At 46.4% G+C, this 14663-nt stretch carries 11 protein-coding genes; 6 read left to right on the forward strand and 5 right to left on the reverse strand.

Annotation, left to right across the window (positions count from 1 at the left end):
• The coding region (locus KUL49_RS17370; RefSeq protein ID WP_141306348.1) for a transposase at window positions 1–442 on the forward strand (442 nt) is incomplete at its 5' end.
• A gap of 40 nt (window positions 443–482) precedes the next feature.
• Here the strand turns inward: KUL49_RS17370 and cysE are convergent.
• Window positions 483–1289: a serine O-acetyltransferase gene (cysE, locus tag KUL49_RS17375; protein WP_014947845.1), complete on the reverse strand. Its 807-nt coding sequence runs from the start codon at window positions 1287–1289 to the stop codon at window positions 483–485.
• A 462-nt stretch (window positions 1290–1751) separates the two neighbouring features.
• On the opposite strand from cysE, the gene uvrD reads away from it, so the two are divergent.
• Entirely contained in the window at window positions 1752–3923 is a 2172-nt protein-coding gene (gene uvrD, locus KUL49_RS17380; protein WP_131138100.1) for a DNA helicase II, read from the forward strand.
• A 42-nt stretch (window positions 3924–3965) separates the two neighbouring features.
• Window positions 3966–5243: a diguanylate cyclase gene (locus KUL49_RS17385; protein ID WP_131138101.1), complete on the forward strand. Its 1278-nt coding sequence runs from the start codon at window positions 3966–3968 to the stop codon at window positions 5241–5243.
• 66 nt (window positions 5244–5309) lie between these two features.
• Here KUL49_RS17385 and rarD read toward each other — a convergent pair whose 3' ends face one another.
• The 3 genes from rarD to KUL49_RS17400 all read right to left on the reverse strand — a co-directional run bounded on the left by rarD (window position 5310) and on the right by KUL49_RS17400 (window position 8390).
• A complete protein-coding gene (rarD, locus tag KUL49_RS17390; RefSeq protein WP_014977962.1) occupies window positions 5310–6224 on the reverse strand; it encodes an EamA family transporter RarD in 915 nt (304 codons plus the stop codon).
• 229 nt (window positions 6225–6453) lie between these two features.
• A complete protein-coding gene (locus KUL49_RS17395) occupies window positions 6454–7791 on the reverse strand; it encodes a magnesium transporter (protein WP_014977961.1) in 1338 nt (445 codons plus the stop codon).
• A gap of 86 nt (window positions 7792–7877) precedes the next feature.
• Window positions 7878–8390 carry a thioesterase family protein gene (locus KUL49_RS17400; protein ID WP_075177636.1) on the reverse strand — a complete coding sequence of 171 codons (513 nt, stop codon included), beginning with the start codon at window positions 8388–8390 and terminating at the stop codon, window positions 7878–7880.
• A gap of 213 nt (window positions 8391–8603) precedes the next feature.
• On the opposite strand from KUL49_RS17400, the gene recQ reads away from it, so the two are divergent.
• The gene (gene recQ, locus KUL49_RS17405; RefSeq protein ID WP_014975343.1) at window positions 8604–10445 is read left to right on the forward strand and encodes a DNA helicase RecQ; all 1842 of its coding nucleotides are present in this window, start codon (window positions 8604–8606) and stop codon (window positions 10443–10445) included.
• Between the two features lie 83 nt (window positions 10446–10528).
• Here the strand turns inward: recQ and KUL49_RS17410 are convergent, their stop codons facing one another.
• Entirely contained in the window at window positions 10529–11197 is a 669-nt protein-coding gene (locus KUL49_RS17410) for a glutathione S-transferase (RefSeq protein ID WP_131138102.1), read from the reverse strand.
• 105 nt (window positions 11198–11302) lie between these two features.
• Between KUL49_RS17410 and KUL49_RS17415 the strand changes: the two genes are divergently transcribed.
• Window positions 11303–11620: a hypothetical protein gene (locus KUL49_RS17415; RefSeq protein WP_014947838.1), complete on the forward strand. Its 318-nt coding sequence runs from the start codon at window positions 11303–11305 to the stop codon at window positions 11618–11620.
• Window positions 11621–11708: 88 nt separating this feature from the next.
• The gene (locus tag KUL49_RS17420) at window positions 11709–14555 is read left to right on the forward strand and encodes an EAL domain-containing protein (RefSeq protein WP_242633883.1); all 2847 of its coding nucleotides are present in this window, start codon (window positions 11709–11711) and stop codon (window positions 14553–14555) included.
• Window positions 14556–14663 lie beyond the last annotated feature (108 nt).

Raw genomic sequence — 14663 nt, forward strand, 5'->3', positions numbered from 1 at the left:
GCGGTCGAAAGTCCATGCGCAAGGAGCAAAAGACCCATGGCTATTAGCGACATCACTGGCACCTCATCGAAGCTTATCGAAACAAGTAGTGGCCATTTACAGGCAACGAATGCAAATTGAAGAAGGCTTTAGAGACATGAAAAGTACGAAGTTCGGGCTTGGCTATGAGCAGAATAAAAGCGTGAAAAAGCAGCGTCTAACAATACTGGTATTGCTGACGACGTTAGCGTCACTCGTAGCTATATTACTGGGTATGGTGCTCGTCTCATCGAATAAGCATCGGCGCTTCCAAGCTAATACCGAAACCAGAAGCGTGTTGTCATTCCATTACCTTGGACTCAGGGCTGTCGCTTGTCGAATACGATTTACTATGCGACAGTGGAAAGCTGCACTCAAATGGTACATCTCCATAGTTGACGCAGCCTGGGCCGGAGGCATATGAAATTAAATTCGTGGGGATCCCTCAGACTCTGACCCCAATTTTATACGTGGGAGTTATCTTCTAGTACGTTTTGGCGCATGGATTCACATGGGCTTTGACAAACCGGTCTCCCAACCACTTTAGCTGGAACACCCACCACAGTAACGTGAGCCGGAACACTATTAAGTACAACGCTACCAGCGCCCACTTTTGAGCCTTCACCTATTTCAATATTTCCAAGGATCTTGGCGCCAGCGCCAATTAACACGCCTTGGCGAATTTTAGGGTGACGGTCGCCCGACTCATTACCGGTACCACCTAATGTAACGCTCTGCAAAATAGATACGTTGTCTTCAACTACTGCAGTTTCGCCCACTACAATGCCGGTTGCGTGGTCAAACATGACGCCTTTACCTATACGCGCAGCAGGGTGGATATCTACACCAAAGCTTGCCGAGTTGCGGCTTTGTAAGAATAAAGCAAGCTGATGACGCCCATGAACCCAAAGGTAATGCGCCATGCGGTGTACTTGCACAGCATGAAAACCTTTAAAGTGAAGTAAGGGAGTAAGGTAATCGTTGACCGCCGCATCCCGCGCCTTAATCGCTAGAATGTCAGCAATAGCCGCTTCGCTGATGCCAGGCTCAAGTAAGTAAGCTTCATCGAAAACTTCACGAATGGCGAGCGCAGGCATGACGTCGTCTGCCATTTTGTTCGACAGAATAAAGCTAAGCGACGATTCAAAGTTGTGATGTGCAAGAACACTGGCATGCACATAGCTAGACAGCAAAGGCTCTTTTTCAGCAACAACTTGCGCTTCTTGTTTCAGCGTAGACCAAAAATCGATGGGCGTAGTAAGTGCGGTCATGAGCATGTCCCGTTATATAAAAATGCTGTGTTCTATAAGAAAATTGAGTAAGCAGTCTAACTTGTTCCTTGCTGGGCATATCTATGCTGACAAAAGGGAACGCGTAAAAGTTTACCTGAGTTTGATGTGATGCAATACCGATGTGATACCGACCAAGCGCATAATTCGATCAATTTATCGAATTAATTCGTTATAGCTAATAACCGTATCGTACATGTATACATCGTTAAAGCACTCTGCTCTCTCGCTGCGTCTAACTGAGTGCTTCCATTAACTTAATAGAACGTTCAGAGCGCTCGTATCTTTCATTAAATAATACTTAAAATCATGATTGCACACGAACGTATAATGCCGTTGAAGTTTATCTTCACTGGGAAAAACTGGACTGTATAAATTAACAGGCAGGTGGCATAATAGCGCGCTGCTGAATGTATAACACTATCAACTAACAGGTACCACACTATGGATGTATCTCGACTGCTAGACGAGCTAAACGACAAACAGCGTGAAGCAGTAGCAGCCCCACTATCTAACGCCCTAGTTTTGGCTGGCGCGGGCAGTGGTAAAACCCGCGTATTAGTGCATCGCATTGCGTGGTTAATGGAAGTCGAAAACATCGCCCCTTTTTCTATTTTGGCAGTAACCTTTACCAATAAAGCAGCCAAAGAAATGCGCGGCCGAATAGAGTCGTTGATGGGTCGCAGCCTGCACAATATGTGGATTGGTACCTTCCACGGGCTTGCGCATCGCTTACTACGAGCGCACCATGCAGAAGCCAACTTGCCTGAGAATTTTCAGATAATTGATTCGGACGATCAGTATCGACTTATTCGCCGCATTCTGAAGGCCATGAACCTGGACGAAAAGCATTGGGCGCCTCGTCAAATTCAGTGGTACATAAATGGCAACAAAGACGAAGGCTTGCGCCCTCAGCACATTGAAACCCACGGCGATCATATTCAAAAGACCATGCGCGAAGTCTATGCGGCATATCAAGACGCTTGCGACCGTTCAGGCTTGGTAGATTTTGCTGAACTGTTGCTACGCGCACATGAATTATGGGCTAAAAACCCAGAAGTACTAGCCCACTATCAACGTCGTTTCCGTGCAGTGTTGGTAGACGAATTCCAAGATACCAACAATATCCAATATGCATGGCTTCGTATGCTGTGTAGTGGTGGTAATAATAACATTATGATTGTTGGCGACGACGATCAGTCTATTTACGGCTGGCGCGGCGCGAACGTAGATAATATTCAGCACTTCCTGAAAGACTTCAACGAGCCTACTACTATTCGCCTTGAGCAGAATTACCGCTCTACAGGAAACATTCTTAAAGCGGCGAACACGGTTATCGAGAACAATACGGGCCGTTTAGGGAAAGAGCTTTGGACGGAAGACGCGCAAGGCGAGCTGATTTCTGTATATGCGGGTTTCAACGAGCTAGATGAAGCGCGCTTTATTGTTTCGAAAATCAAAGATTGGCTGAATCAAGGCAACGCCCTTACTGATACCGCCATTCTTTATCGAAACAACGCCCAGTCTCGAGTACTGGAAGAAGCCTTGCTACACGAAGGGTTGGCGTATCGCATATACGGCGGTCTGCGCTTCTTCGAACGCCAAGAAATTAAAGACGCCCTTGGCTATATGCGCATGGTGAGCCATCCGCACGACGATGCAGCTTTCGAGCGTGTAGTAAACACCCCAAGTCGCGGTATTGGTGAGAAAACCTTATCGCAAGTGCGCGACACCGCGCGAATGCACAACTGTTCAATGTGGCAGGCGTGTCAGTTGCTCATTAATGAAGGTGGCTTTAAAGGCCGCGCGCTAAACGCAATGCAAAGCTTTGTGTTGCTAATTACTGAGCTAGAGCAATCCACGTTAGATGAGCCCCTTGACCAACAAGCCGATAAAGCTATTCGCCAGTCTGGTCTGTACGCCATGTACCAAGCAGAGCGCGGAGAAAAGGCCCAAGCACGTCTAGAAAACCTGGAAGAATTGGTTACTGCATGTAAAACCTTTATCGTGCCTGAAGAAGCCGAAGAAATGTCGCCTCTGGCAGCCTTTCTAGCTCATGCGTCGCTGGAAGCAGGTGAAACCCAGGCGGATAAAGACCAGGATGCCGTGCAGATGATGACTATACACACCGCTAAAGGCCTTGAATTTCCACTGGTATTCTTAGCAGGTGTAGAAGAAGGCATGTTCCCTAGCCAAATGACCAACGACGAGCCAGGTCGAATGGAAGAGGAACGCAGACTTTGCTATGTTGGTATGACCAGAGCAATGCAAAAGTTGTATATTACTTATGCAGAAAGTCGTCGACTCTATGGCCAAGATAAGTATCATACTGCTTCTCGATTTATTCGCGAAATGCCAGCAGACTGCGTTGAAGAGGTTAGGCTGAAATCGACTATCTCGCGGCCCGTGCACAACCGCTTTAGCCAAGCGACGTCGCACGCCAGTTTTGAAGAAACGGGCTTTAGTTTAGGTGAGCGAGTTGTACACCGTAAATTTGGCGAAGGGATCGTACTTAACTACGAAGGGAGTGGAGAGCACGGTCGAGTTCAAGTAAACTTCGACGAATTTGGCAGCAAATGGCTGGTACTTGCTTACGCAAAGCTGGAGAAAGCGTAACATTATTAATAGGCAAGGTAGCCTAAACCTAAGTTGAAATGTATGCAGCAACACGTGCTGATCATCGAAAATGGTGAAGGCAACCTTGAACTTATAGCGAAATTAGTACGCCGGGCAGGTCTTACCCCCGTTGGCGCAACGTCGCTGACAGAAGGCAAAGCGCGGTTTTCGCAAAATATGCCGGAAACCTTTCTGTGTGCTATTGTTGCATACTCGCTTCCCGATGCACCAAAAGGCGAAGCCATCGACTTTACGGTTGAGTCTTTCATTCCCACCATTGCTACAACAGAAAGTTTAGATAGCGCTATTCGCGATAAAGTCCTAGAACGTGACGTTGTCGATTACATTCCCAAAGAAAATTCGCAGAACTACGACTACCTCAATCGTCTTATTAGCCGATTAGAAAAAAACAAGTCTACCGGCGTCGTCGTGGTAAGCACTAATCGGGTGTTGCGCTCAAAAACCGTTTCATTACTTCAGCGCCACAATTTTATTGCGTTTGAATGCCTAACGGCTACAGACGCTATGCAATGCTTGTCTGAACACAAAAACGTACGTCTTGTTATCACTGACAACACGCTGCCAGATATGACAGGCACGCACTTTGTCGCCAGTTTAAGAAAAGCCTTCTCGAAAGAGCAGCTGGCAATTATGGGCGTTGCTGGAGGCAAAGGCATGTTAATGTCTGCGCACTTCATTAAAAGTGGTGCAAATGACTTCTTGCGAGTGCCCTACTGTCATGAAGAGTTCTTGTGTCGCGTGATGCAGAACGTAGAATATATTGAGAGCGTTGAAGAAATTCGTCGTGTGGCCAACACCGACTATTTAACAGGTTTGCCTAACAGGCGCCACTTCTTCTACATGGTTACTGTACAACACCAAAACCTGTCTGAGGATCACGCTCTCGCCCTTATTGACCTAGACTTTTTCAAATCGATAAACGATACCCATGGCCATGACGCAGGTGACATTGTGCTAAAAGCCATGGCGGCCCTTATTGAGTTTTATTTTCCAGACGAAATTATTTCCCGCTTTGGTGGCGAAGAGTTTTGTATATACATGCCGTCAACACCACTAAAAGAAGCCAGTGAGCGTTTAGACGACTTCAGAAAAGTGGTGGAAGCGGAAATTATTCAGCTGCCTAAAAGCGACATTAAAGTGACCTGCAGTATTGGGGTAAGTGGCGCCCACACTCAGCGCGTAGATAAGCTACTAAGCCTTGCCGACAAGCAGCTTTATGCCGCCAAAAATAGTGGGCGTAACCAAGTGAAGTGCGAACCACCAGATGTTCCTCAGCAAGAGCAAGCTTTACTGCTTTAGCTTTTCACTCAATCAACCGCCGCTAAGCTGTCCGACGTTTCATTAAAGACTTGTGCGCAAAAGCCCCTACTCCACCGCTAGCTTTCGCGCTTTACGCTGACTGCGGTAATTAACTAGCGAGTCGGCACTAAACAAGATAAGCGCAAACCACACAAAGCCGAAGGTTACCAAGCGCGACTCTTCAAGCGGTTCGCCGTAAAGGTAAACCGCCAGAATGAACATAAGCGTAGGGCCAATGTACTGAAAAAAGCCCAGCGTTGAATACATAATGCGCCTTGCTGCAGCGGTAAAACAAAGTAGTGGCGCGGTAGTTACAATGCCAGCCGCTAAAATAAGGGTATTTAGCGTGGCGTCGTTATTAAATAAGTTACTGTACTCAGAGCCAAAGAAGACCCAGTAAATAATAGCGAATGGCGAGAGCATTAAAGTTTCAATGAATAGGCCGGGTAGCGAGTCTACTGCCACTTGCTTGCGCAATAAGCCGTACACGCTAAAACTTCCCGCGAGCACCAAAGCAATCCACGGCACGTGGCCATAAGAGAAAATAAGAATAGCCACGCCAATAACGGCAAGCCCAACGGCTACACGCTGTAAGTTACGCAACCTTTCACCTAAGAAAAGTCGCCCTAAAAATACGTTGATAAGAGGGTTGATGTAATAGCCAAGGCTTGCATCAAGAATATGGTCGTTATTAATTGCCCAAATAAACAAGAGCCAATTCGCCCCGAGTAACAACCCTGCAACGAATAAAATCTGCATAACGCGCTTATTGCGAAGGGCGGCGCCCACTTTGGGCCACTGCTTTAACGCGGCTATAAGCCCAACCAACAGCACCACAGACCAAATTACCCTGTGCATTAGGATTTCAGCAGCCGGCAATACCATCAACTGTTTGAAATAAACAGGTGCAACACCCCACATACTATATGCGGCAATTGCACAAATAACGCCGACTTGAGCGGCACTGGCTTGCTTAGACAAGACTGACTCCAACGAAATTCGGGGGAAGAAGGCGCGTATTGTTTATCAGGTTAGGTGAATTCACAACCCTTAACGCTTTCCAATGCGGCAAAGGACGTGTAACAAGCGGCATAATTAATGAAACGCAATTAACAAAAAATGAAAAAGCCCCACTAAATGTGCTCATTCAATGGGGCCTAAGATGCGTTCGTCATGAAAAAACAGGACAAGGTTTATCGCGGGAATGGTGCTACAGCAGAAACAGTGTGCCCAAACCTAAGAACGCAACAAAGCCTACAATGTCAGTGACAGTTGTTAGAATTACAGAACCCGACAGTGCTGGGTCTATTTTCAGCTTGTCCAAAATTACAGGTACAAACACGCCTGCAAGTGCGGCGGCTACAATGTTGAACAGTATGGCCAAACAGATAACCAACCCTAACATGGCATCGGTAAACCAGAAATAAGCAACAACGCCAATTACTAAGGCCCAAATCACGCCATTAACGCCGCCTACTTTAAGCTCTTTCACCATCAGCGCCCGTAAGTTGGCAGGCGTGACCTGCCCCAACGCCAAGCCGCGTACAATCAGGGTTAGCGTTTGACTACCTGCAATACCTCCCATACTTGCCACTACCGGCATCAGTACCGCAAGGGCAACCACTTGTTGAAGGGTGCCTTCGAACAATCCAATAAACCACGAAGCTAAAAATGCGGTAAGCAAGTTAATGCCAAGCCAAAGGGCACGATTTTTCGCACTTTTGGCCACAGGCGAGAATAAATCTTCGTCCTCATCCATACCGGCCGAAGCCATCACTTGGCGTTCGTAAAACTCGTTAACCAACTCACTTGCAGAGGTCACATCTAATCGGCCGAGAAGCTTGTTGTTTTCGTCAACTACCGGCAGCGACGCAAGCCCAGAACGTTGAACAAGTAGCGACGCATTCATAGTGTCGTCAGCCCCTTGAATGGTCGTCACACTTTCTTCCGACAAGTCGAATAGCGACACGTGATCTTGCGCATTGAAGAGGTGGCTAATTTTAACTAGCGCGGAAAATTGACCTGAGCGATTCACCAAAAAAATGCTGTCACAATGCTGAGGTATGTCACGTCTTAATAAGCGTAGCCCTTCGCGCACTTTCGCGTTCGAAGGTAGCACTAACTGCTCGTGGTTAACCCAGTGCCCTATTTGGTTATCGGGGAATTGTGTGGCTTCTCTGAAGTACTTACGCTCTTTGGAATCAAGTGATTCATAGGCCATATCGACTAGGCGTTTTGGCAATGAATCGAGTAGTTCCAGTAAATCTTCTGCGTCAATATCAGCAAAAATAGACGCCCATTCGTCGTGCGGCGTATTGTCGATAAGAATTTCACGGGGGTCGCTACGCATCTCAACCAATACGTCGAGCTTACGGTCGCGAGGAATGCCTTCCCATACCGCCAAACGTTTTTCTACGGGCAACGATTCTAACAGTGATGCGATGTATACCTCGTCCTGCCCCGCAAGGGTGGCTAACAAGGTCGCCGGATCGTCACCCATACTTTCGGTAACAATCTCTTCAATTAAATCTGGTAATGGCTCTGCCATGCTACACCTCCCGTTAATACCGCTCACTTCCTTTACACAACGTAACAACAGGCATTGTGGGATGATGCAAACCTATTAAGACACTGCTATCCCAGCATATATGTACCCGTACCAAAGGCTATATGATCGCCTTTTTCGTTGTGCAATTCCATTCTACAAACCACTAATTTACTGCCCTTGCGTATAATCGTGGCTGTCGCAACAAAGCGCTCGCCTCTTCCCGGCCTTAAGTAGTCGACGCGCATATCGACCGTGCCCATGGTGGGCAATCTAACTTGAAGGTCCGCAAGGTGTTCACGTGCGGTTTGTTTGATGGTTTCTACAATTGAAACTAAACCACCGATGGTGTCTAGCATAGTCGCTGTTACACCGCCGTGTAGGATTTTTTGCATTGGATTGCCGGTCAGCGTTGGTTGCCAATCAAGGTGCAGGGAGATCTGTGTATCCAGCCCCTCTCCTTCAGTAACAAATTCCAAGCCCAGCAACTGGTTAAACGGCATAGTATCACGAAAAAGCGCAATTACATGTTTAATCATTAGTTCATGGTTTAGTGTTTCGCTGCCCTTAGCTTCGTCTTTATTAGTCGTTTTGTTATCCACTCGCTTTCCTTGATGAATTGATATTTGTAATGTGCTTATAAGCAACATTACTACCGAACGTAAGTTTGACGGAAATTCATCCAACCAATGATATTGAATCAAAATAAATTATAAGAGCTGCTGCCCCTCTGATCAGGACTATCGCTGAATTTTAGTCTAGTTTTTTAAATTGCCCCGTGAAGACGTCGCCAAAAACGCGTAAAATCCAGCGCCATGACAACTGCAATAGCTCCATCAGAATTAGCGCCAGAAACGCAACGTGTAAAAACACCAGAAACCGTCTTAAAAGATGTATTTGGTTACGATGCTTTTCGCGACGGTCAAGGCGAAGTCATTCACCAAGTATGTGAAGGTAAAGACGCACTTGTTTTGCTTCCAACAGGTGGTGGCAAGTCGCTGTGCTATCAAATTCCTGCGTTAGTGCGCCAAGGCACCGCTATTGTTGTGTCACCGCTTATATCGCTTATGCAGGACCAAGTAGAACAGCTTAAAGCGCTGGGCGTAAAAGCTGCCTATCTCAATTCAACGCTAGAAGCAGACGAACAAGCACGCATAAATGACGCACTGCAAGCTGGCAAACTCGACTTGCTCTACGTGTCGCCTGAGCGTTTAATGCAGTACTATTTTCAGCAGTCGCTTGCGCACGCCGACATTGCCTTATTTGCCATTGATGAAGCGCACTGCGTTTCCCATTGGGGGCACGATTTCAGGCAGGATTATCGCGCTCTGGGGCAAATAAAATCTCGCTTCCCCTCTATTCCTGTTATTGGACTCACAGCGACTGCAGATTCAGCGACCCAAGCAGACATACTGACGCAGCTAAACCTTAACGACCCGCTGGTTTATAAAGGCAGCTTCGACAGACCTAATATCCGCTACCGCGTAATGAGCAAGTACAAAGCCTTTGATCAAGTTGTTGCTTACGTAAAACAGCAAGAAGGTAGCGGCATTATTTACTGTAACAGTCGCGCTAAAGTCGACGACCTGCACGCTAAATTATTCAGACAAGGTTTTCGCTGCGCGGCCTATCACGCGGGTATGGACAACGACGAGCGAGAGCTGGTACAACGCCAGTTCCTTAACGATAAAATTGATATTGTGGTGGCCACCGTTGCCTTTGGCATGGGTATCAACAAATCGAACGTGCGTTATGTGGTTCACCACGATGTTCCGCGCAGTGTTGAAAGCTATTATCAGGAGACCGGCCGAGCGGGGCGAGACGGCTTGGAGTCTGAAGCTTTACTATTGTTCGACGAAAAAGACGCAGCCCGCGTAAAACAGTGGATAGAGCAAGGGGAAATAGCCGAGCGTAACCAAATAGAGTTACAAAAATTTGCAGCTATGGAAGCTTTTTCAGAAGCACAAACCTGTCGTAGACAAGTACTCCTGAATTACTTTTCGCAGTTCAGCGACAGCGCCTGTGGCAACTGCGACATTTGCCTAGACCCACCTAAGATGATCGACGGTTTGGTGATTGCACAAAAAGTACTGTCGTGTGTACTTCGGCTCTCACAGCAAGCCTCTAGCCAGTATGTCATTGATGTCTTGCGAGGCAAGCAGCTTAGGCGCCTTCAGGAAGCAGGTCACCACCAGCTTTCCACGTACGGCATAGGTAAAGATAAATCGGATAGCTACTGGCACAACATTATCAACCAGCTTGTTCATAAAGGCCTTATACGCGTTGATATTACCGCCCATGCCGCATTGCGCTTAACCGAGGCCGCTCGGCCTGTGCTAAAAGGTGAAGTAGCGGTTCAGCTTGCCGTTCCGCGACTTGAATTTAAGCCCGACAAGAAAAAAGCAAAACAAGCGCCTGCTAACTACGACCGAACGTTGTTCACCCGTCTTAAGCACTTACGCAAAGTGTTGGCCGAAGAAAATGAAGTGCCGCCGTATGTGGTATTTAGTGACGCCACCTTAGTGGATATGGCGTGTAAACTCCCCACTACGCGCAACACCTTGCTTGATGTAAGCGGCGTAGGCCAAACCAAACTCGAACGCTATGGTGAGGCTTTTATCCAGCTTATTGATGATTACATAAATCGAGAGCACTGAGGGCTTGCAGGCCAACTAGATTCTGTTTTCCAGCTGACCGCAGTTTGCACAAAGTAAAAGTGCACGCAGTAGAGATAAACACACTAGGCGTAAGCGTATTCTCCCCCTTTCTCAAGCGCCGCTTTGTAGGCTTCTCTGGCATGAACCCGTTTTACGTAACCTTGAATGGCAGTAAAGTGCTTCGCACGCCCGCTGGCTACCAACGACTCTAACGGAAATATCATTTGAACATCAGCGCCACTGGGTGCGTCACCCGCAAACCAGGTATTTTTCGATAAGTAAGATTCCACATAGCGTAAGCTCTGCGCTAAATTAGGGCCATAATAGGCATTTAAAATACCGTCTATCAGTTTGTTAGTAATTGGCTTAATAAAGAAAGGCTTCGAACCTTTTTGACGCGCTTTCTCCAGCACTAAGTTTGCCACTAGTGGCGGCATTAGCGAACCTTCAGCGAAATGCAGCCAAAACCAATACTGTTGAAGTGCCTCTGGGTCTTGAGGTACAGAAAATGCGTCTGTAGCGTGATGGCGAACAAGGTATTCCACAATAGCACCAGACTCGGCAATAGCACCGTGCGGCGTAGTAAGCACCGGAGAGCGTCCCAGCGGATGAACAGCGCGCAATGAATCCGGCGCTAGGTTTGTTTTACTGTCTCGTTGATAGAATTCTATTTTGTACTCTACGCCTAGCTCTTCAAGAAGCCACAAAATTCGCTGCGAGCGAGAGTTATTTAAATGGTGAAGTGTTAGCATACCCCGTCCTTAATACGCTTAGATTAACGCTATTGTTTTTGTGTTGTACTATATACACTTTATAAAGCAAGCAGGTTTACAATAACTGGCGAATTGATAAGTTCTATGCAAAATCTCACCAAAGAAGACATTCAACAGCACGCCGTGGTTAACGAACAAAGCGTAGAAATCCGCGTTGCATTACCTTTAACGCCTCTTAAAACTCAGCAGTGGGCAGAGCAGTTTTGTGAAATTTTTCACTTTTCACTATCCGACGCAGATTGGGGAGCCGATCGCTTTCAGGCGCTTGTTACCACCCAATCCAGCGATACAAATTTTCAATGCATACTTTGCATTGAATGGCTTTGCGAGGCGATTTGGCTGGAACCGGTAGGCACCCAACAATCACCGAATGCGATCTACCAGTATCTTCAAAACACGTAAGTATCACCATGCCTTTTTCTTTCTGTTTGGCTTTTAGGACAGACTAGTATTATTCTATAGAAAACACATAATTAGCGCTTCAAGGATCATGCTAGTGCCAATCTCCCAGCTAACAAAGTACGTTGCAGCTTTGCTCATTAGTTGGGTGGTTCTAAGCATAAACGCCTTTGCCAGCCCGCGGCTTGTTATCGATGAGTCTTTCGAAAGGGAAATCATCAACCATTATGCACGGGTATCAATTGCACCTAATAGCGCAACCTATTTTGATGTATTGACGGGAAGCTTCACAAAAACACCAACAGCAACGGCTTCTTCAACAGAACGTGTGTGGTATTCAACAGAGCTTGTCCACTCTGGCTATAGTGCCATTCCCTTAGTGCTTAATATCGACCGACTAAACGTTGATGATTTGCAGATTTATCTTCTAGACAGCAGCCAGCGAATTATAAAATCGTACCGTTATCAAGCCGGTAAAGGTGACTATTCGTTAAGACAACCGCTTCCAAATATTAGGCTTGCTTTCACCCTTCAACCATACCAAGACGCTCGGTTACTAATCGCAGTGAAAGACGAGGGGCTAAAGTACTTTCCAATGTCACTATGGGAGCGAGACCTGCTTACTCAACATGACACTAATATGCTGACTTTGCTTGGTGCTGTGTCGGGTGTGATGGCACTCATTGCTTCCTATTTTCTTTTTTCCTACTTATATCAGCGTATTCCTACCCGCTTCTGGCTCACCATGTCGTCATTGGTGCTTATTGCGTTATTGTTCATTACAGAGGGTGGTCTCGCGTTTTGGCCTAGCCTGACTAACGCCAGCGAGCATTTTTACGCCGTATGCTTCGGCGTATTACTACTGTGTATTGGAAAAGTGACTCATCACCTGTTCTCTCGTGTGCCTTTTGTTTTAAGGCTGCTAAATTATGCTCTACCTATTGCTGCTACCATTTACTGTTTTACCGTAAATGCTTATATGGTCACAATCACGCTGCTTATACTCACTGCGGCGATGGGTTTGTATCACGTTACCCTTGCTCTTATCTTTAAAGACAAAGGCAGTAGTGTTGTCAGCACCACTTATATTCTGGCCTGGCTATCTTTCTTTGCGTTTTACGCTTTAGTGACCCAAAACCTTTTCAGCGACCTTATTTATACTGTCGATGTCGCGATGGGAATGCTGTTTTTCTTAACCTTGGGTTTCCTGTGTTTTGGATTTGCGGTCATCACAAAAGAGCAGGTACTCAATCAACATAAGCTCTCCTCTCAAGCTGAAACAATTTCTAGCTTAAATCACTTTTATGACTTGTTCCGAAACTCCGCTGAAGGACACTACACATCAACCTGGGACGGTAAGCTAATTTCAGTTAACCCTGCGATGTGCACGGTGTTTGGGTATGAGAATGAGGAAGAAATGCTTAGCGAGGGAGCAAGCACAAAAGCCTTTTACGCATCACCAGAAGACAGACATGTATTGTTAGGTGAGATATCACAACAAGGCCATGTCACCAGAAAAGAGATACGGGGAAAACGTCGGGACGGCACTGAGTTCTGGTTTTCATTGTCTTGCCAGATCCGCGAGAACGATGAAGGAACTTACCTGTACGGCTCAATTATTGATATCACGGAAAAAAAGCAATCCGATTTAAGCCTTCAGTATTTGGCTACTCACGACTCACTAACGGGCGTATACAACAGACGGCAATTTGAATCAGTCTTCAAGGAAAAAGTACATAACCACAGCGCGTTACCTGTGTGCCTACTCTTTTTAGATTTAGACCGATTTAAAGTCGTTAACGACACCTGCGGTCACAAAGCGGGAGATGTACTCATAAAAGACGTCGCCCGCCTGATTGAAAATACGCTGCTACCCAACGCGCAGCTAGCAAGACTCGGGGGTGATGAGTTTGGCGTTATCTATTCAGATTTAGATGCTGATGCGGTTTATCTCAATGCAGTGAAAATTCTCAATGCAGTACAGGCCTATCGGTTCATGTGGGATAACCGAATATTCAACCTAGGCGTAAGTATTGGCATGGTTGTGTGCGACGATAGTAACGTTAGCTCAGGGCAGTATTTAAGTATGGCTGACGCCGCCTGTTATTTTGCCAAAGAGCAAGGCAGAAATCAGGTGCATAGATATAATAAAGATGACGAGAGCATGCAGCGCTATCAGCGTGAGTTGGACTGGGTCTCTTCTATAAACAACGCCTTGGAAGAAGGGCGCTTTGAACTTTATTACCAGTCGTTAAGACCTTTGAGCAAAGCCAGCGATGGTCACTATTATGAAGTGCTATTGCGCCTAAGGGAAAAAGACGGAAAAATTGTTGAGCCCGCTAATTTTTTACCCACGGCAGAGCGCTTTGAAATGAATGTAAATGTCGACAAATGGGTAGTCACAAATACGTTCAAATGGCTGTCTGAAAACCCTGAACATCTCGCTGAGTTAAGGCGATGCAGTATAAACCTTAACTGCCATTCATTAGCAGACAGAGATTTTACGCTATTCATTTTAAACGCTTTCGAAACCTTTAATATTCCTTACAACAAGATTTGTTTCGAGGTGATCGAGTCGGTAGCGATTATAAAAATGGAGGACACCCTTGCCTTTATGCGTACTTTTAATCGCCTTGGGTGTTCGTTTGCCCTAGACGACTTCGGTAGCGGCTTCTCTTCGTACAGTTATCTCAAAAGCTTGCCGGTTAATCAGGTAAAGATTGACGGTATGTTTATCAAGGATATGCTGAACGACAGTGTAGACACGGCTATGGTTGCGTCAATCAATGATGTAGCGAAAGCCATGGGAATGCAAACCGTTGGGGAATTCGTTGAAAATGAAGGCACCATGGCACAACTTGGCAAAATGGGCGTTGATTTTGCCCAAGGCTATAGCGTTGCAAAGCCTGCCCCGCTGCGAGAGTTTACCCCACTTTAATAACTGCACTTAATATACGTCTTACGAAAAAAGTGATAGCACTAGCGTCAACTCGCGTATAATAAAATGGTAGACTTGCAAAAAAAGAAGTCATCCCCACTTATTGCC

It is taken from the genome of Alteromonas sp. KUL17 (assembly GCF_006538305.1).
In the GTDB taxonomy this organism is placed as follows: Bacteria; Pseudomonadota; Gammaproteobacteria; order Enterobacterales; family Alteromonadaceae; genus Alteromonas; species Alteromonas macleodii.

Coding starts and splice junctions, on each gene's coding strand:
- KUL49_RS17415 (WP_014947838.1), top strand. CDS start 11,303: ATGCAAAATCTCACCAAAGAAGACATTCAACAGCACGCCGTGGTTAAC.
- KUL49_RS17395 (WP_014977961.1), bottom strand. CDS start 7,791: ATGGCAGAGCCATTACCAGATTTAATTGAAGAGATTGTTACCGAAAGT.
- KUL49_RS17420 (WP_242633883.1), top strand. CDS start 11,709: ATGCTAGTGCCAATCTCCCAGCTAACAAAGTACGTTGCAGCTTTGCTC.
- KUL49_RS17410 (WP_131138102.1), bottom strand. CDS start 11,197: ATGCTAACACTTCACCATTTAAATAACTCTCGCTCGCAGCGAATTTTG.
- cysE (WP_014947845.1), bottom strand. CDS start 1,289: ATGACCGCACTTACTACGCCCATCGATTTTTGGTCTACGCTGAAACAA.
- KUL49_RS17385 (WP_131138101.1), top strand. CDS start 3,966: ATGCAGCAACACGTGCTGATCATCGAAAATGGTGAAGGCAACCTTGAA.
- uvrD (WP_131138100.1), top strand. CDS start 1,752: ATGGATGTATCTCGACTGCTAGACGAGCTAAACGACAAACAGCGTGAA.
- recQ (WP_014975343.1), top strand. CDS start 8,604: ATGACAACTGCAATAGCTCCATCAGAATTAGCGCCAGAAACGCAACGT.